The organism is Viridibacillus sp. KH_047 (assembly GCF_057838945.1).
This window is the reverse complement of record NZ_CM174479.1, coordinates 309,807-326,766: the sequence shown is the minus strand read 5'-3', so window position 1 is coordinate 326,766 and position 16,960 is coordinate 309,807. Positions and strand designations below refer to the sequence as shown.

General features: G+C 36.3%; 21 protein-coding genes. 4 read left to right on the top strand and 17 right to left on the bottom strand.

Annotated elements, in window-relative coordinates; all coding sequences use genetic code 11:
* Nucleotides 1-137: 137 nt before the first annotated feature.
* The 3 genes from AC3IS5_RS01725 to AC3IS5_RS01715 all read right to left on the bottom strand — a co-directional run bounded on the left by AC3IS5_RS01725 (nucleotide 138) and on the right by AC3IS5_RS01715 (nucleotide 2,078).
* Nucleotides 138-383, bottom strand: a complete 246-nt coding sequence (locus tag AC3IS5_RS01725; RefSeq protein WP_227751941.1) for a hypothetical protein — start codon at nucleotides 381-383, stop codon at nucleotides 138-140.
* Nucleotides 384-435: 52 nt separating this feature from the next.
* A complete protein-coding gene (gene yidC / locus AC3IS5_RS01720; RefSeq protein WP_489426313.1) occupies nucleotides 436-1,200 on the bottom strand; it encodes a membrane protein insertase YidC in 765 nt (254 codons plus the stop codon).
* A gap of 92 nt (nucleotides 1,201-1,292) precedes the next feature.
* Nucleotides 1,293-2,078: an AraC family transcriptional regulator gene (locus tag AC3IS5_RS01715; RefSeq protein WP_038185997.1), complete on the bottom strand. Its 786-nt coding sequence runs from the start codon at nucleotides 2,076-2,078 to the stop codon at nucleotides 1,293-1,295.
* 424 nt (nucleotides 2,079-2,502) lie between these two features.
* On the opposite strand from AC3IS5_RS01715, the gene AC3IS5_RS01710 reads away from it, so the two are divergent.
* Both AC3IS5_RS01710 and scpC read left to right on the top strand, forming a co-directional pair.
* Complete coding sequence (locus AC3IS5_RS01710; RefSeq protein WP_489426312.1) at nucleotides 2,503-3,153, top strand: LytTR family DNA-binding domain-containing protein; 651 nt, start codon at nucleotides 2,503-2,505, stop codon at nucleotides 3,151-3,153.
* Nucleotides 3,154-3,380: 227 nt separating this feature from the next.
* Nucleotides 3,381-4,901, top strand: coding sequence for a succinyl-CoA:acetate CoA-transferase ScpC (gene scpC / locus AC3IS5_RS01705; protein ID WP_489426311.1), 1,521 nt, complete (start codon nucleotides 3,381-3,383; stop codon nucleotides 4,899-4,901).
* 137 nt (nucleotides 4,902-5,038) lie between these two features.
* On the opposite strand, the gene AC3IS5_RS01700 is transcribed toward scpC, so the two are convergent.
* The 9 genes from AC3IS5_RS01700 to AC3IS5_RS01660 form a co-directional block, all read right to left on the bottom strand.
* Nucleotides 5,039-5,362 carry a hypothetical protein gene (locus AC3IS5_RS01700; protein WP_489426310.1) on the bottom strand — a complete coding sequence of 108 codons (324 nt, stop codon included), beginning with the start codon at nucleotides 5,360-5,362 and terminating at the stop codon, nucleotides 5,039-5,041.
* A gap of 98 nt (nucleotides 5,363-5,460) precedes the next feature.
* The gene (locus AC3IS5_RS01695; protein WP_489426309.1) at nucleotides 5,461-5,910 is read right to left on the bottom strand and encodes a GNAT family N-acetyltransferase; all 450 of its coding nucleotides are present in this window, start codon (nucleotides 5,908-5,910) and stop codon (nucleotides 5,461-5,463) included.
* A gap of 283 nt (nucleotides 5,911-6,193) precedes the next feature.
* Nucleotides 6,194-6,652, bottom strand: a complete 459-nt coding sequence (locus tag AC3IS5_RS01690) for a DUF4064 domain-containing protein (RefSeq protein WP_489426308.1) — start codon at nucleotides 6,650-6,652, stop codon at nucleotides 6,194-6,196.
* Between the two features lie 134 nt (nucleotides 6,653-6,786).
* Nucleotides 6,787-7,068, bottom strand: a complete 282-nt coding sequence (locus tag AC3IS5_RS01685; protein WP_489426307.1) for a GNAT family N-acetyltransferase — start codon at nucleotides 7,066-7,068, stop codon at nucleotides 6,787-6,789.
* Between the two features lie 36 nt (nucleotides 7,069-7,104).
* Nucleotides 7,105-8,079, bottom strand: a complete 975-nt coding sequence (locus AC3IS5_RS01680; RefSeq protein ID WP_489426306.1) for a ring-cleaving dioxygenase — start codon at nucleotides 8,077-8,079, stop codon at nucleotides 7,105-7,107.
* Between the two features lie 188 nt (nucleotides 8,080-8,267).
* The gene (locus tag AC3IS5_RS01675; RefSeq protein ID WP_489426305.1) at nucleotides 8,268-9,200 is read right to left on the bottom strand and encodes a DUF1002 domain-containing protein; all 933 of its coding nucleotides are present in this window, start codon (nucleotides 9,198-9,200) and stop codon (nucleotides 8,268-8,270) included.
* 252 nt (nucleotides 9,201-9,452) lie between these two features.
* The gene (locus AC3IS5_RS01670) at nucleotides 9,453-10,313 is read right to left on the bottom strand and encodes a CvfB family protein (protein WP_489426304.1); all 861 of its coding nucleotides are present in this window, start codon (nucleotides 10,311-10,313) and stop codon (nucleotides 9,453-9,455) included.
* 26 nt (nucleotides 10,314-10,339) lie between these two features.
* On the bottom strand, nucleotides 10,340-10,759 hold the full coding sequence (gene mntR, locus AC3IS5_RS01665) for a transcriptional regulator MntR (protein WP_427735830.1): 420 nt from the start codon (nucleotides 10,757-10,759) through the stop codon (nucleotides 10,340-10,342).
* Between the two features lie 83 nt (nucleotides 10,760-10,842).
* Nucleotides 10,843-11,151, bottom strand: coding sequence for a late competence development ComFB family protein (locus tag AC3IS5_RS01660; protein ID WP_489426303.1), 309 nt, complete (start codon nucleotides 11,149-11,151; stop codon nucleotides 10,843-10,845).
* Between the two features lie 97 nt (nucleotides 11,152-11,248).
* On the opposite strand from AC3IS5_RS01660, the gene AC3IS5_RS01655 reads away from it, so the two are divergent.
* Nucleotides 11,249-11,404, top strand: a complete 156-nt coding sequence (locus AC3IS5_RS01655; protein WP_489426302.1) for a lmo0937 family membrane protein — start codon at nucleotides 11,249-11,251, stop codon at nucleotides 11,402-11,404.
* Nucleotides 11,405-11,445: 41 nt separating this feature from the next.
* Here the strand turns inward: AC3IS5_RS01655 and AC3IS5_RS01650 are convergent, their stop codons facing one another.
* From AC3IS5_RS01650 to AC3IS5_RS01640, 3 genes are read right to left on the bottom strand one after another with little or no spacing between them, the layout of a single operon-like run.
* The gene (locus AC3IS5_RS01650) at nucleotides 11,446-12,555 is read right to left on the bottom strand and encodes a GNAT family N-acetyltransferase (RefSeq protein WP_489426301.1); all 1,110 of its coding nucleotides are present in this window, start codon (nucleotides 12,553-12,555) and stop codon (nucleotides 11,446-11,448) included.
* Between the two features lie 29 nt (nucleotides 12,556-12,584).
* Nucleotides 12,585-14,720 (bottom strand): heavy metal translocating P-type ATPase, encoded by a 2,136-nt coding sequence (locus tag AC3IS5_RS01645; protein WP_489426300.1) that lies wholly within the window; start codon nucleotides 14,718-14,720, stop codon nucleotides 12,585-12,587.
* On the bottom strand, nucleotides 14,680-15,045 hold the full coding sequence (locus AC3IS5_RS01640) for an ArsR/SmtB family transcription factor (RefSeq protein ID WP_489426299.1): 366 nt from the start codon (nucleotides 15,043-15,045) through the stop codon (nucleotides 14,680-14,682). Before AC3IS5_RS01640 ends, AC3IS5_RS01645 begins: the two co-directional genes overlap by 41 nt.
* 164 nt (nucleotides 15,046-15,209) lie before the next feature.
* Between AC3IS5_RS01640 and AC3IS5_RS01635 the strand changes: the two genes are divergently transcribed.
* On the top strand, nucleotides 15,210-16,190 hold the full coding sequence (locus AC3IS5_RS01635) for a P1 family peptidase (protein WP_489426298.1): 981 nt from the start codon (nucleotides 15,210-15,212) through the stop codon (nucleotides 16,188-16,190).
* A 38-nt stretch (nucleotides 16,191-16,228) separates the two neighbouring features.
* Here AC3IS5_RS01635 and AC3IS5_RS01630 read toward each other — a convergent pair whose 3' ends face one another.
* Both AC3IS5_RS01630 and AC3IS5_RS01625 read right to left on the bottom strand, forming a co-directional pair.
* The gene (locus tag AC3IS5_RS01630; protein ID WP_489426297.1) at nucleotides 16,229-16,579 is read right to left on the bottom strand and encodes a fluoride efflux transporter FluC; all 351 of its coding nucleotides are present in this window, start codon (nucleotides 16,577-16,579) and stop codon (nucleotides 16,229-16,231) included.
* A complete protein-coding gene (locus AC3IS5_RS01625; RefSeq protein WP_489426296.1) occupies nucleotides 16,576-16,947 on the bottom strand; it encodes a fluoride efflux transporter FluC in 372 nt (123 codons plus the stop codon). Before AC3IS5_RS01625 ends, AC3IS5_RS01630 begins: the two co-directional genes overlap by 4 nt.
* Between the last annotated feature and the right edge of the window lie 13 nt (nucleotides 16,948-16,960).

Sequence of the window (16,960 nt, the reverse complement as noted above, 5' to 3'; positions counted from 1 at the left end):
TTTCTGTCATTTTATAGTGATTCTATTGAATCATCAATTACCAATTCTCTTTTATATAGACGATCTATTTGCAGTAATGTTTCGTTTAACAATAAAAACGATATCTAGCAATCGCAAGATACCGTTTCATCATAAGGTTATATGAAATTCACTACTAAAATCGCTAACGTAGCTACACCGAAGAAAATAGACATTCCTCGCATCCATTTAGCCTCTTTTTCAAAACCTTTTTCCTTAAAATCTTTTGCTCTAAATCCGTTTGTCACAGTGAACATTAATGTCATGAAGAGTATAGCTACATTAAAATTCTGTTTAATGATGAAATATAGAGCCAATAAACTCGTAACGACAACAAGTACACCCGTAATTTGTTTTGCTTTCAAAGTATTTTCCTCCAAAAAAATCGGGACACTATCTGCCCCGATCATTGTATTACTATTCTGCTGCTTTTTCTGGATGTTGCGAATAGAACTTACGACCAAGATATGTTTGGAATATTAAAATCGCACCGCTGACAGACCAGTAAAGTGGTAATGCTGCCATACTAGAGAATGAGATGAACATAATCATAATTGGTGAAATATACATCATCAATTTCATTTGCGACTTTTGCTGTTCAGGAACAGTCCATAAAGATACTTGTGCTTGAACGAAATAAATCGCACCAGCAATCAATGTCATAATAATATCCGGTTTACCCAGGCTAAACCATAAGAATTCATGTGCTTTAACCTCAGTCGAATAAAGGATTGCATAGTAAAGCCCCATGATGATTGGCATTTGTATCACTACTGGTAAACAACCCATATTCAATGGATTGACTCCATGTTTACGATATAAACCCATCATTTCTTGTTGCAATGCCATTTGTTCTTCTTTTGTTTTTGCTGCTTTCAATTTCTTTTGGATATCATCCATTTCAGGTTTTAACTTATCCATTTTCGTCTTCATACCTTGTTGATGCTTATAGTTTTTAAGCATAAACGGCATCAAGATAAGTCGAATAAGAACCGTAATTAAGATGATCGCCAACCCGTAACTATCTGTAAATAACGTATTTCCAAAGAAATCCAAAACAAATTCCATTGGCTTTACGAACAAGCTATAAAAAAAGCCTTCTTGGTTTTGCACTGAATCACAACCAGCTAGCACAAATGGCGCTAAACCAAGCATTGAGAGTAACCCAAGTTTCTTCTTCAATTTTCTCACCTACAATTTCTCAAACTATAGTGAAGTATACCTTAAATATATAGTACATATCAAATCAAAGAAGATGCAAACTATCAATATTTTCAAATATTTCGGTCTGGTAGTTGAAAACGAAAGTACTCGTGATTTGGTTGATCCCTAAAGTGCTTGGGAGTTAGCCCCACATACTTCTTGAAAATACGCGTATAGTAGCTCTGGTTACAGAAGTGAAATTGCTCTGAAATATCTGAAATACTTTTATTTGTATGTCTTAAGTAATACTGCGATTCCTCTACACGTCTTACGTTCAAATACTCTACTAATGTAATTCCCACATGCTCCTTAAAGATACGCGACAAATGGCTTGTACTGATTGTAAAGTACAAAGCAATATCTTCTACAGATAAGTCTGTCTCCACCTCATCATCGATAAACATAATGACTTTATTGACAGTTTGATGCTTGTAAGAAGGTTGTTTTCTTTCAGAAATCACATAAATATAGAACTCTATTAAATCATCCGCAAACTGCAAAAATTCTGCATCATTCATACGTTGATCAATCATCTCAACGCAAGCGGCGTTAAAGGCAAATGCCTTTTTAGATGGTGCCTGATTTTCAATAAGCCTTCTGGTAACAACTGATGAAAGTACAACAAAATAATGCCTGATTGCTCTGAAAAAGTGCTTCCCAGATCGCTCTGATAGTATATCGATTAGACGACGCAAAGATTCCTTAGAAGCTTCAGCCTCTAATTGATAAATCTCTCTCAACAATTGGGATTCAATTTCAAAAAATCTTTCAATACCCTCATAACGGTTCATCGTTTCAATCTCTTGGAAATACCTCTTTGAAATAGCTTCTGAAATAGAATATTGGTGTTGTAGCATATACTCCCCATCTTTCTACAATATGCGCATGTTTTATAATAGACTTTAAATAACTATATAACGAAATTGGTAATATGAAAATAGTTTTATGCCTTTCTAAGCAAAATTTGTAAAAAAAGATATTATAGGTCGTTATTCTCACTAATTTTACAGGTGATTTATATATATTATACATAATTTATCCATTAATAATAATTAAAGGGCATATTTTTTGTTTACATTTGAATGCAAGCTACAATTCTTTACATACTCTTATGACAAAACTCTAGTATTAACCAAGCAAAGCATGTACCTTTTGTTTCACCCTAAATCCAACAATTAATTTCTCAAAATTCCAATCATTCTATTTACTTAAATTCCTCTTTAAACTATAGTAAAATGTTAGGAAAGTACTTAAGAATGGAAAGAAACGGGGTAAGGATTTATGGATCCACGATCTATCGAGGAATTGATACAGATTATTATGGAGTTTTTCCCTGATAACACTTCAATCGTTATTTCAGATACTGAAGAATACTTATATTATCAGCCAAGCAAAAAAGTTGATTTAAAAATCAAACCGGGTGATTTAATCCCTGAAGGTTCAGCAACTCACCAAGCTCTTCGTTACGGACAAAAAATCAATTCATTTATCGAACCTGAAGTGTTCGGCGTTCCTTACTATGGAATGAGTATTCCGTTAATGGAAGAAGGGGAAACCAAAGGGGCTATTACAGCTATTTTCCCACAAAAGCCATCTCCTTTCCTTACAAACTACATTACGATTAAAATTGATGACTGTTGGTACCCTGTCAAACATAAAGAGGTTATCTATTTAGAAACCCAACTACGAAAGACTTTTGTGAAAACAATGCACAAAGAAGGCTACCATCGTTTGAATTTAAGTGATCTAGAGCTTTTCTTATCTCCGGACTCTTTCATCCGTTGCCATCGTTCATACATTGTTAATATCGACTTTATTGAAGAAATCCAACCAGATTCTCATTCAACTTTCTTATTAATTATGAAGGATGGGACAAGAATTCCTGTCAGTCAACGTTACGCAAGCTATTTCCGTCGTTCACTAGGATTCTAAGTAAACATAAGAAAAAGCTGTCTTTTAAGGCAGCTTTTTCTCGTTCGTACGTTTTTTTTCTCGCTCGCGCTAGTTTTAAGCCTTTTCATGCTTTTTTCGAGCAAATGTGACAATTCGATGATAATATAAAAAATAGGTATAATCTTCATTCCTGGCTATTTTATAGAATTAGAAACTTCATGTAATAATGATTAAAAAGCATTCATTAAGCAGAGAGGATGATAGTAATGACAGTAAAAATCGAAGAAAGACTTCGTCATGCAGAACTTGCGAAAAAAGTAATTACAGCTGAGGAGGCTGCATCTTTCATTCAAGATGGCATGGCACTAGGTCTAAGTGGCTTCACACGTTCAGGGGATGCAAAAGCAGTACCAATGGCTTTAGTAGAGCGTTCTAAAAACGAAAAGTTCAAAGTTGATGTATATACAGGTGCATCTCTAGGATCTGATATCGATACTATTATGTCTGATGCTGGTATTATTGGTAAACGCGTACCTTTCCAATCTGATAGCGCTATGCGTGGTCACATTAATAATGGTGACATGTACTATATCGATCAACATTTATCTATTACTGCTGAGTACTTACGTCAAGGCGCTATGAAAGGCGTAGACGTAGCTATCATTGAAGCAGTAGCGATTACTGAAGATGGTATGTTAATTCCAACTACTTCTGTTGGTAACTCACCAATTTTCGTTAAAACTGCAGATAAAGTAATTATCGAGTTAAACCTTGCTTCTTATCCAGCTCTTGAAGGTATGCACGATATTTACATTCCAGATAACCAAGGTGAACGTGGTCCAATCCCATTGTTAAATGCTTCTGATCGTATTGGTACAATCGGTATTCCTTTAGATTTAGATAAAGTCGCTGGTATTGTTATTACAAATCAAGAAGACTCTGAATCTGCAATCGTACCACCAGATGCTGAAACAGACCAAATCGCTTCCCACTTACTAGGTTTCTTACGTAACGAAATCAAAGAAGGTCGTTTAACTGAAGAACTTGCTCCAATGCAATCTGGTGTTGGTTCAGTTGCAAACGCTGTACTTCACGGTATGTTAGATTCTGAATTCAAAGATTTAGAGGTTTACTCTGAAGTTTTACAAGATGCTGTATTCGACTTAATCGATGCTGGCAAAGTAAAATTTGCTAGTGGTTGCTCTACAACACTTTCTCAAGAGAAAATGGAATCTGTTTATCACAATTTAGATAAATACAAAGAAAAAGTATTATTACGCCCACAAGAAATTTCTAACCATCCAGAATTAATCCGTCGTATGGGACTAATCGCGATTAATACTGCTCTTGAGCTTGATATCTACGGAAACGTAAACTCAACTCACGTAAGCGGTACGAAAATGATGAATGGTATCGGTGGATCAGGAGACTTTACACGTAATTCTCGTGTTTCTATCTTTGTTACTAAATCATACGCTAAAGGTGGCAAAATTTCTTCAGTAGTACCATTCGTTTCTCACGTTGACCATACAGAACATGACGTGGATGTAATTGTAACTGAACAAGGTTATGCTGATTTACGCGGACTTGCTCCTCGTGAACGTGCAGCACTAATTATTGAAAACTGTGCTCACCCTAAATTCAAAGCTGCATTAAATGCATATGTAGAAGAAGCTAATGCACGTGGAGGACAAACTCCTCACGTATTAGAAAAAGCTTTTGAATTCCATACAAACCTTGCTAAATACGGTCAAATGTTAGCTCCAGAACTTGAAGAAGTAAAATAATAATTCAGTTCTAAATTGCTTATTATAAGAGGAGCCCAAATCTTTGAAATTCCGAAGATTTGGGCTCCTCTTTTTTGTATTCATTGATACAAAAAAGAAAGCCAACCGCAAATCAATTACGGTTGGCTTTTACAATATTATTTTTTTTTATCATCTGCAGGCTGTTCTGGGTCATCAAATGAATTATCTTGTCTATCACCCTGCACTTCAGCATTGTAATATTGAACGCTTGTTAGCGCACCTTCATCAACCATTCTAGAATCACCCTCATCATAAGGGTTCGGATGTCCTGCTTCAGTTAAATCAGAATAATTGTGTTTTTGCGCTTCAATAAATGAATTAACTTTTACCTTTGTATTATTAAATGCAACTACCGCTTTATCACGGTTTTCTTTTTTTCGGAAATATGCATATGCACCTGCTGCTATACCAGCGATAACTAAAGATTTACCTTTTGCCATTGAACATCATTCCTTCCAATATTTTGTTCCATCATACTATGTTATTTACCTTATATCCAAATAACTAAACATGACATTTCAACTCACCTTGCAAAATACTATTTTTTTCGTTTACACACCATATCAATATGAGGCAAACATTCCATAATATATTCCTCCGAAACAGCTTCAAACCCAAAAGCACCGTAGAATTTTTTTAAATAGGCTTGAGCTTCTATAAATAGGTCTGCTTCAGGCCAATTGCGTTCTAGAATTGCCATTACTCTTTTTATGAGTTCTTGTGCTAGCCCTGTTCCTCTGGCTTCTGGTAAAACGATTACTCGTCCAAATGAAGCCATTTCAAATTTCTCGCCTGGTGGTACAACTCGTGCATAAGCAATTAGTTTGCCATCCTTTTCATACGTTACATGTATACAATTTTGATCATGGTCATCCAGATCTGCATAATATGCCTTTTGTTCAACTACAAATACGTTTATGCGCAATTGTAGTATGCGGTATAAATCTGTTGTTGTTAACTCGTCAAATGTCTGTTCTTTCCATGCCATTATATATCACTCCTTAGTATTCATTATTTCACATTTTCTATACCTTTTCGACCCAATCACTGCTAAACAAATAAAAAAATCGGACAATTTTGAAGTAGGTTTAAGAATAGTTCATATAGCTTTTTTTTCATCATTTTCAAAAATAATTTAGAGTTCTCTAAGAACATTCCACATAGAGATAATTAATATTACTTACCATATTATTACTACAATAATAAACGCGTTTCTGTTTCACCAATAAATAAAAAGAGCTATCAGTTTTTTTACTGAGAGCTCTTTTGTTCTATTCATTTACATAAAAAGTATCAATTTCTTCAACTTTTGGTTTTCTTACAAAACTCATGATTGCTGCAATATAAAATAGAATTGCTGTTAGCGAGATAATTCCTGCACATACACCTGCTAATATAAAGAAAGTGCCTGCTACATTTTGTTTATCACTCTTTCTAATATACACAACACCTAAAATGCCAAACACTAGCGATACTACTAATAGAGCAATACCAAGCCATCCAAAAGCATTTATGTAAGTTGGCATATTCTCAATAAAAGGAGTTGCCGCTTCAATCTCTCCTGCAGTGAAATTAGGATCATTCTGCATTTCTGACAATAGTTCATCTGTGAATGTTGAATCATTCGCAAATGTTGAGATACCGAACATCATTATAGCAAGTGCAATAATTACAATTACATTTAATACAGAACCAATAATACCTAAAGCTATTTCTCCAGTTCTCTTCATCTAATCACCTCTTAATTATCATTTCTACTTACTATACGGTATTCCTTTAATTTGGTTTCACTTTTATTAAAAACAGCCCACTAAATATTCAGTGAGCTGTTTGTTAAACCTAATGTTCAATTCTATGAAAGTAATTATACTTTAATGTCATCATATGCATTTGATTTTTCAAAAGCGGCTACTACATACGTGCAAACAGCTTCAATCTTGAATTCTTTTTCTCTAGCATAATCAGCTGCACGATCTAATAGTTTTTTAGCAATACCTTGTCCACGTAATTTTTCGGACACAAATGTATGGTCAACAACCATAATATCCCCTAATTTTGTCCAACAAATTTCCGCTAATAGTTCATCATTTTCTTTGTACTCAAAAGCGAATTCTTCGTTGCCACGATTATTAAATTGAAATTCCATATTACACACCCCTTTTTTAATTTAGTGTAGCACAATTTATTCTGACAGTGTTAGCGGTCGCAATTTCGCTTCAATTTTTTCACGTTGAGGCTCTAAGAATGGTGGTAATGCTAATTGTTCTCCTAAAGTTTCAAGTGGCTCATCTGATGTAAAGCCCGGCTCATCTGTTGCTAATTCAAATAATATACCGTTTGGTTCACGGAAATAAATCGAACGGAAATAAAAGCGATCTACTTTGCCTGAAGTATGGAAACCATGCTCTCTTAATTTTTCTTCCCATAAATCATATTCTTCAAAAGTATTTACTCGGAAAGCGACATGGTGTACACTTCCTCTACCTGGACGTTCACGTGGAAGGTCTGGCCGTTCTTCAATATGCACTTCTGCACTGGCACCACCCTGACCTGTTTTATAAACAATAATCTCTGGCATATTAGGTATTGCTGATGGATATGTTCCCACTTTTTCAAACCCCAAAGTTTTCGATAATACGGTTTCAGTTGGCGTAGCCATATGGACAGTTAATGTTACAGGCCCTAACCCAACTATCGCATACTCTGCTGGTATATCCGTTTCTGTCCATGCTTTTCCATAAGGTACACCTTCCCCATTATCTACTACAAGCATTAATCGAGAACCTTCAAAATCCCGAAATGTTAGCGTTTGGCGACCGAAGCGCTCCATCACCTCGTCATGCTCTACCTCTAATTCTTTAAAGCGACTCAACCAATATTGTAATGCTTCTTTAGATTTTATTCGAAAAGCTGTATTGTTAATACTTGAAACACCGGGATAAGTGCGACCTGCAACGGGAATATCGAAATACGTCATATCTGATCCAGGTGTACCAACTGCATCTGCGTAAAATAAATGATATGAAGATGTATCGTCTTGGTTAACTGTTTTTTTCACAAGACGCATCCCTAAAACTATTGTAAAAAAATGATGGTTTTTTTCTGCGTTAGCTGTAATCGCTGAAACATGGTGAATTCCTGCTAAATGTAATGACATATTAAATGCCTCCTATTATATAAAAAAATCGCTATAAATATATCTCGAATTCGAGATATTTATTAAACACATATTATCACTCTAATATTTCTATTGCAATTACAATGCTCAGTTAATCTTCCACTACATAAAAAGACTACTCCGTATCTATAGTACGGAGTAGTCTCTTAAATTGGCATTATCAGCACTTAGTTAAAAATACCACTAATGCCGTCCATTATTTTTTGGAAAAAGTTTTTTACACTTGCCCAGAAGCCTGTATCGCTCTTAATATCTTCTGAAATGCTACCTAGTTTATCTTTTAGTGTACTACTTAAATCTTCTAATTGACTTCCCCACTTACTAAAATCGATATCTAAATTACTGATTTTATTCATCAAATCAATTAGTAATTGACGATCCTTATCGCTTAAATTAATCTCTAATTTACTAAGTTGTTCGTTTACTATTTTCTCAACATCTTCTTTTGTTGCTGGTTTTTGTTCTGCAATTTGCTTTTTGATTTCAGTTAATAGTTGACTTACTTTTTCATCATCAACACCTGATTTTTGTGCTAAGTCCGTTGCGACAGAAAGTTCTTCATTCGCCACATCTGTACGTTCTGTGTCTAGCTTTTCTCCAGTTGTTACTTCATATGCTTTATAAATACCTACAAGTGCAGAGTGTCCTGTAACTGCTTTAGGAGCGGCTACTTCTACTACAGCGTCCTCAATACCAGCTGTTAACATAGCATTTGAATACATATCTGAGGTCACTTGGGTAATATTTTGTGGTGTTACAATATTAATGACTAATCCTGCTCCAGCATCTTTACGCGTAATCTTAGCTGATGAATACATGCGAGAACGTGCATCACCATCTGAGATGTACTTCACCAAATCCGCACCTGTTACTGTAATCTCTTCTACTTCCGCTTCACTTGCTACATCTAGACTTTTCTTTACGCTTTCTTTCTCTATATCTGATAGGTTGCCACCGTAAACAACGATTGGCACTCCTAATTTTTCATTAATCCCTTTTTTTGTTGAAGTATCAGTTGTGCTTGCAAAACTAATTGATGGTGCTACAACTGAGGCTGTTAAAAACATAGCCGTTAAAACGGCTAAAAATTTCTTCTTCATCTTTTCTTCCTCCTTCATTTACATGTCATTCATATACATTATTAGATTCGATTTTTTCATAATGATGCATTCAAGAACAATTATTAGTAATGAGACATAGGAAAACTGATCATGTAACTACATCATTGCATTGTTTTGATGGCAATTGCGGTATACTATAATTTTATTTTCTCACCTCTATGTATTAATACGAAAAAAAGGAGCAAAAAGTTTCTGAAAGTATGGAAACTTTCTACTTTTGCTCCATCAATTTTATTCTTTAATTTCTGTCCAGCCATCTACTTGTGTAATTCGACCGGCTTTCATTAATGTTCCTAAAGCACGTTTAAATGATGCTTTACTCATATGGAACATCTCTTTAATTTCCTCGGGTGACGATTTATCTCCGAATGGCATTTTACCGCCAGTTTCTTGTAAGTATGCGAAGATTTTTTCAGCGTCATCCGATAGACGTTCGTACTTACGTGGTAACATCGAAGCGTTAATCGTACCATCTTCTTTCACTTCAATTACACGCACTGAGATATCTGCACCAAGGCGAGGCTCTGAATTACGCTCTGACTCATGTACGAAAATACGATAAGGTTTATCTACACCAATAAGGAAAGTCCCTACTGGTAATAAACGATACGGACGAGCGATGATATTTTGGTTGAAAAGTTCCGGTTCTGCATCTTCATACATTTCCAATACCTTTTCTTCTGTAGCAAGGCGTCCGAATAAACCTCCATCACGGTCTGTGCGCAACGTGATGAATAAATGGTTACCCGGCTCTGGCCATAGTGGCTTAAGCTTCGGTAAATCTTCCGCTGGTACCAATACTTCTCTTGAAGTACCAATATCAACATAAGCACCATCACGATCTTTTACATGTAATACGCGTGCCCAGCCGTATTCATCTTTATTAATATGAGGTATGGCTGTTGTAGCTGATAGGTTTCCTCTACGGTCAGCGAATAAAAATACCTCAATTTTACTGTTTAATTCTAAAGGCTCCGTTACTTCCGAAATATTCAGTGGAATATCAACAAAATCATTAGTAAGAATATACTTCGAATCTTGTTTTTCTTTCACAAATAGTTTAACGATATCGCCTGATTGTAATTCTGCCATACATCTAGCTCCCTTCATATGACATATCATTCACTTTGTTGAGTTTTTAACTCCTCAAGCTGTTGAATAAATGTAGGATTTTCTTCCATTACTTGTATAAGATCTGCAATACGGTCTATGGAATTCCAACTCAAATGATGCTCGATTCCTTCAACATCATTGTAAATTCGTTCTTCATCTACACCAATTAGTCTTAAAAAATTCTCTAGTAGATCATGTCGTTCTACTAAACGCTTGCCTAGCTTGGAGCCTTTAGGGGTCAACATGAGGCCTCTATAACGTTCGTACACTAAGTAACCATCTTTATCAAGCTTCTGAACCATTTTGGTAACAGAGGAAGGAAGAACTGACAATGCTTCAGCGATATCCGAAACGCGTGCATAGCCCTTTTGATCAATTAATAAATATATTTGTTCGATGTGGTCTTCCATACTCGGTGTCGGCATCTCATGTCCCTCTCTTTCCATATCCTACTCTATAGTTTACTACAAGCACTAATAAAACGTAACCTATAACAGAGGATTGTCTTTTAATGTCCAGATTTATGACTAACAATGTGAATAGCATGAATAATTTGTCTATTAATTTGTTCGATACTATCGGGTGTCTTTAAGATAGCGTACACATTCTCACGTTCTTCTTTTGTTGTCACAAAATGATTATCTAAATGATTTAACGTAATAGCACAAATATCTAATTCACATTTTTGACAGCGACAAAAGGTTGGATAGTCAGGACCATGAATGGTGAACGACACAAGTCCCCGCACGATTTCTTCAGTTACGTTCAACAATTGTGCTTCTTCTGTAACTGGCGAGGGTTTCATTTGTTCCGTCATATTATCTCTCCTTCAATTACTTCCGACAATTCCCTTATGTTTAGGTTTTAAAAAAGGGGGGAATTGTTTATGCATAACAACAAAAGGGGTGTTCCTAATGGGGCAACTGCTATGGTGGATTATCAGTATTTTAATCGTATTTTGGGTATTTGGCTTACTTTTTAAAATAGGCGGCGGTCTCATCCACATTATCTTAGTTCTTGCAGGTATTCTGTTCTTCGTTCAGTTACTGGTAGGAAGGAAATTATTATAACATTCGAATGCCAATGCGTAAACGCATTGGCATTCGTTTTTTCAGTGTGTTTTCGCGTATATACAAGTATCTCGTAATGCCTTACCGTTAGCAGAAATTGAATCATTTTTAAAGATGCCCTCTAACTGGTACCGTGCTCGTTCAGCAACAGCCCGACTACGAATATTTTCAGTATCACAACGAATTTCTATACGTGCTGCGTGTAACTCTTCAAAAGCAAACTGTGTAATTCGCTCGACTGCTTCTGTCATATAACCTTTACCTTCATGACGTACATCCAACCAATAGCCAATTTCAAATTTCGGAATATCCCAATCGATTTTGTGTAAACCAGAGCTACCTATAAACTCCCCTGTCTCTTTCAAAAATATATGCAATCTTAATTCTTTTCTAGCAAAAAAATCTGCAATAGCTAGCCGAATATTCTCTCTTGTCTCTTCAGATTTAGGCAAATTTTGCGCCCAATGCATATACTGTTTTAATGAATTTGCTGATTGAATAATCGAATCCCAAACTACTTCGGCATCTTCCATAAGAGGCATACGTATAATCAATCTTTCAGAATTAAATGAATTAGGAAAATCCCAGTTTTTTTCGAAACGAACTTCCTCTTTCACTTTTTCATCGTCCCAACTAACAGGCGTTGTTTTACCTTCTAAAAAGTCTTCACGAGTGATACCGTATGTGACAGCATCGTAATATGCATACTCTTTTGGCACAAACCATGCTTGTCTTAAATGTGCTTCTTTTAAGAAACCAGCACGCTCAAACGTTTTGCGCATAGGGAAGTTATCTTGTCGTGTATGCCCTTCAAGACGAATTTTCTTTTCAGGCATACGAAATACATAATCTGATATAAGTCTTAATGCAACAGTTCCATGCCCTAAACCTCGCCAATTCTCCGCAATACGTAAGTCAAAAAGGGGTATTTCATCTTGTAGATCATAGATTTTCACCATACCTACCTTTTCACCTTCATCGCTTTCTAACCAGAATGTCTTCACCTCTTCTGATTCGTAGCCCCCCTCATCAATCGCCTTTTCAATTAGTTCACGACCAGGATGAGAATTGACGTGATACGGCCACGTATTCATCGTCATAAAATGAATTAACTGTTCCTGTTCCTCCATTGTCCACTCTATTAGTTTCACAACATTCGACCTCCGATTACACGATACCGTTATTTCTGCATGCGCATTAAACGTAACGAATTTAATACTACTAGTAGGGTTGCACCCATATCTGCAAAGATAGCAATCCAGAGTGTCAACCAGCCTGGAATTATTAGAAGTAATGCTATCAATTTTAGCCCTAATGCAAACATAATATTTTCTTTAACAATTCGCAACGTTTTTCGACTAAGTCTTATCGTATATGGCAACTTTTCAAGGTCATCAGCCATTAATGCGACATCCGCTGTCTCTAATGCTGTATCTGTACCAGCACCACCCATTGCAATACCAACTGTTGCATTTGCTAAAGCAGGAGCATCATTTATACCATCACCAACCATAGCAACAGAACCATACTGTGACTGTAATTCCTTCATTGCCTGTAGTTTATCTTCAGGTAAAAGTCCAGCACGAATATCTGTTAACTGAAGCTCCTGTGCTATCGCTCGGGCTGTGGGCTCAGCATCACCAGTTAGCATGACTGTATGTGCAATACCATTGGCGCGAAGTTTTCGGATAACACTTACACTATTACTACGAACTTTATCCGCTATTGCTATAGAACCAAGGAAAGTTTCCCCAGACATTGCAGCAATGACAGATTTTCCTTCTTTTTGAAGGTTGTTAATAGCAGATTGCATAGATTTCGGAACACTTACGGTTTCTTGAATCCATGTTAAACTTCCTACAGAAATACGTACACCCTCTATTTCTGCATATGCCCCCTTACCTGTCACAGATTGGAATTGCTCAGCAATAGCTGGCTGTACCTTATGTTCTTTAGCGTATTGTAAAATCGCTCGAGCTAATGGATGCTGTGATGACTGTTCCACTGCAGCTACTAAACGAATCAAAGTTTCTTCCGTTATATGATCCGCTACTAATACATTTGTTACTTCAGGAACGCCGTTTGTTAATGTACCTGTTTTATCAAACGCAATTGCCTTTATACGGCCCAATTGCTCTAGATGCACTCCACCCTTTATAAGAACTCCTTGTCTTGCTGCATTTCCAATTGCAGTAACAATAGCCACTGGGGTTGAAATAACAAGTGCACATGGGCATCCTACTACTAAAACAGCCAACCCTTGATATATCCAGTGATTCCAATCTCCCAAAAATAGGGGTGTTACAAATGCCACTAGAAGCGCGATTAAAATAATCAGTGGTGTGTAATATTTTGCAAACTGATCTACAAACTTTTGGGCAGGGGCTTTTTCTGCCTGGGCTTCTTCTACCAAATGAATAATTTTCGCAATCGTTGTATCTTTTACATGCTTCGTAACAACGATTTCTAATGCGCCCTCTTCGTTCAATGTTCCAGCAAATACTTCGTCGCCTATTTCTTTCTTAACTGGAATGGATTCACCCGTAATTGGAGCTTGGTTAACACTCGAAATACCACTCTGTACTTTACCGTCCATGGCAATCTTTTGACCGGGTTTAACAATTAAAATATCTCCAATAAGAATGTCCTCTGTAGCAAGTTCTACTAATTGATTTCCTCTGCGCACCATTGCGGTTGCTGGTGCAATATCCATCAAACTACTAATTGACTGTCTCGCTTTATTCATTGAATACGCTTCTAACGCCTCGCTTACAGCAAATAAAAAGACAACAACTGCCCCTTCTTTCCATTCACCTATTATTGCTGCTCCAATAATCGCAATCGTCATTAACGTTTTCATATCAAATTCTAACCGGAATAAATTTTTAAATCCTGTTTTGAAAATATCGTATCCACCAATCACTATGGCTAATAAAAATAGCGCAATTGCTGGTAAATAATCATCGCCTTTAAACGCTGCTGCTAAATAGCCTGCTAAAACGAATATTAAAGAAATACCAGCTAAGATATTTTCTTTCTTTTTAAAAAAGGGGGTATTCTTCTCAATCCTTCTATCATCTGCGCGTTTAACTTTTATACCATCAAAAGCACCTGCTTCTTCAAGTTGCTCTATTGATACTTCTCCTTTAACCGTGAGCTTAGCTGCCCCAAAATTCAATTGTACTTCTTCTACTGTAGAGATATTTTGAATGTTTTTCTCAAACTTTTTTGCACAACTTGCACAAGATAAATTCTGCAATCGATATTCCTGTTGCTCACTTTTCCTCAATGCAATCCCCTTCTTTCGAATGTTCATAAGCAATTTTCACAAGCTGTTCAACATGGTCATCCGCAAGTTCATAATAAATTAGTTTTCCTTCGCGATGCGATTTTGCTAAAGCATTATCACGTAAATAGCGTAAATGATGTGAAGCCGTGGCCGTAGATGAACCAATAATAGCTGCTACATCACAGACACACAATGATTTTTCAATTGTTAATGCATATAAAATCTTTAGTCGTGTTTCATCTGAAAATGCTTTAAAGAATTGGGCTAACTTCTGCAATTCAGGAATTTGACTTTGTACTCGCTCTACCGCTTCTTCATGTACTTTAGTTACTTCACACATATCTTTTTGCATTTTGCGCCTCCTCATTCAAACATCCATTTGATTGTTGATAACAGTATACATTTTTTACATATATTATTCAAATGTCTATTTGATTGTTCAAGACATTTTTCTTCATTGTTTATTTTCTGAATATTCAATATAATTAATAAAAAGATTGTTAGGAGGGATTAGTTATGAATAAAGGGCGATGGAATGCTATAACGGATGTCCCAAATGTACAAGTTGGCCATGTAACACTACATAAGAAGATTGATGAAGTAGATACAATTTGCACTGGTGTAACAGCCATCTTACCTCATAACCAAAATCTATTTGAACAAAAAGTACCTGCTGCAAGTTTTGTATTGAACGGTTTTGGTAAAACAGCAGGTCTTATACAAATAGAAGAGTTGGGGGTATTAGAATCACCTATCATGCTAACAAACACATTTAGTGTTGGTGCAGTTTTAGAAGGCACTTTGCAGCATATGTTGCAAGAAAGTCCGTCAATTGGAGATTCTACTAGTTCACTTAATATTGTTGTTGGAGAGTGTAACGATAGTCATTTAAATAGCATGCGTTTAATGGCAGTTAGACCCGAGCATGCACAAAATGCGATTCAACATGCTGAGAGTGGTCCTGTTCAACAGGGAGCAGTCGGTGCTGGTAAAGGTATGATTTGTTACGGTGTAAAGGGAGGAATTGGCTCCTCTTCTAGAATTGTAGAAAACGAAGATCAACCTTATACAGTTGGAGTATTATCCTTAACGAACTTTGGTAATGCCCATGAATGCAAATTAGCGAACTGGCAACAAGATCAAATTGACAAACCAGATGGTTCAGTCATTATTGTTGTCGCTACCAATGCTCCAGTTAATGCCCGTCAACTAAAACGCTTGGCTAAACGTGCTTCCATTGGCTTAGGTAGAACAGGTACACATATCCATAACGGTAGTGGTGATATTATTATCAGCTTTTCAAATGCATATACAATTCCACACACATCGAATTCATTGACTGAAGAATATTCAATATTACGTGATGATACAGACGTCATGAATAACCTTTTCCAAGCAGTAATTGAGGCAACTGAAGAATCTATATACCAATCTTTACTACATGCTGAAACGACAACTGGCCGGAAGAATCGTATGATTAGCAAAGGACAATTATAAAAAGGAAGCTTGGCATTTTTGCCGAGCTTCCTTTTGGATTAAGCGAATATTTGCCAACCAAGCGTTACGAAAACAATCCCGACAAATAATGTGAGTACTGGATACAATAGTATTGCCCGATAATCACGTTCTTCTATTAATTTTACAACGTCAAAAGCAAATGTAGAAAATGTAGTGAATGCTCCTAAAAAGCCAATTGTGAAGAATGAAGAAAGCGTCGCTTGTTCCGCTCCTAAATGTAAAGCCATCCCCATTAATAGTGAACCAACACTATTTACAAGAAAGGTGGCTATAAAAAAGGGCTGATCCTTATGCTTCATCCACTCTATCACACCATAGCGAGTAATAGCACCGAGCCCACCACCTGCAGCAATTAATAGCCAAATCATAATCGTTCACCTGCTTTTACTTTTGGAGCTGTACATAAGTAACCAAAAGAGGCTAAAGCAACGCAAACAGCTGTCATCATAATTGCATACAAGATAGCTAATAACGTGTTAGTCTGCATGAGAGCAAACCAACTTGCAGAAAAAGTGGAAAATGTCGTAAATGCTCCTAACATACCTGTTGTTAAGAGAAGTCGCAATGAATTGGATGGTCTATATCTAATAAATAGCCCGTTTAGAATCCCTAATACGGCACTTCCAATACCATTGACAACCCACAACATCCATTCAGTGGGCACTGTTATAGTCACACAATAGCGAAGTATTGCTCCTATCATACCACCCAGAGCTACCGATATTATTTCTACCATTAATAAAACACCT

Coding starts and splice junctions, on each gene's coding strand:
- AC3IS5_RS01715 (WP_038185997.1), bottom strand. CDS start 2,078: ATGCTACAACACCAATATTCTATTTCAGAAGCTATTTCAAAGAGGTAT.
- AC3IS5_RS01710 (WP_489426312.1), top strand. CDS start 2,503: ATGGATCCACGATCTATCGAGGAATTGATACAGATTATTATGGAGTTT.
- scpC (WP_489426311.1), top strand. CDS start 3,381: ATGACAGTAAAAATCGAAGAAAGACTTCGTCATGCAGAACTTGCGAAA.
- AC3IS5_RS01700 (WP_489426310.1), bottom strand. CDS start 5,362: ATGGCAAAAGGTAAATCTTTAGTTATCGCTGGTATAGCAGCAGGTGCA.
- AC3IS5_RS01695 (WP_489426309.1), bottom strand. CDS start 5,910: ATGGCATGGAAAGAACAGACATTTGACGAGTTAACAACAACAGATTTA.
- AC3IS5_RS01690 (WP_489426308.1), bottom strand. CDS start 6,652: ATGAAGAGAACTGGAGAAATAGCTTTAGGTATTATTGGTTCTGTATTA.
- AC3IS5_RS01685 (WP_489426307.1), bottom strand. CDS start 7,068: ATGGAATTTCAATTTAATAATCGTGGCAACGAAGAATTCGCTTTTGAG.
- AC3IS5_RS01680 (WP_489426306.1), bottom strand. CDS start 8,079: ATGTCATTACATTTAGCAGGAATTCACCATGTTTCAGCGATTACAGCT.
- AC3IS5_RS01675 (WP_489426305.1), bottom strand. CDS start 9,200: ATGAAGAAGAAATTTTTAGCCGTTTTAACGGCTATGTTTTTAACAGCC.
- AC3IS5_RS01670 (WP_489426304.1), bottom strand. CDS start 10,313: ATGGCAGAATTACAATCAGGCGATATCGTTAAACTATTTGTGAAAGAA.
- mntR (WP_427735830.1), bottom strand. CDS start 10,759: ATGCCGACACCGAGTATGGAAGACCACATCGAACAAATATATTTATTA.
- AC3IS5_RS01660 (WP_489426303.1), bottom strand. CDS start 11,151: ATGACGGAACAAATGAAACCCTCGCCAGTTACAGAAGAAGCACAATTG.
- AC3IS5_RS01655 (WP_489426302.1), top strand. CDS start 11,249: ATGGGGCAACTGCTATGGTGGATTATCAGTATTTTAATCGTATTTTGG.
- AC3IS5_RS01645 (WP_489426300.1), bottom strand. CDS start 14,720: ATGAACATTCGAAAGAAGGGGATTGCATTGAGGAAAAGTGAGCAACAG.
- AC3IS5_RS01640 (WP_489426299.1), bottom strand. CDS start 15,045: ATGCAAAAAGATATGTGTGAAGTAACTAAAGTACATGAAGAAGCGGTA.
- AC3IS5_RS01635 (WP_489426298.1), top strand. CDS start 15,210: ATGAATAAAGGGCGATGGAATGCTATAACGGATGTCCCAAATGTACAA.
- AC3IS5_RS01630 (WP_489426297.1), bottom strand. CDS start 16,579: ATGATTTGGCTATTAATTGCTGCAGGTGGTGGGCTCGGTGCTATTACT.
- AC3IS5_RS01625 (WP_489426296.1), bottom strand. CDS start 16,947: ATGGTAGAAATAATATCGGTAGCTCTGGGTGGTATGATAGGAGCAATA.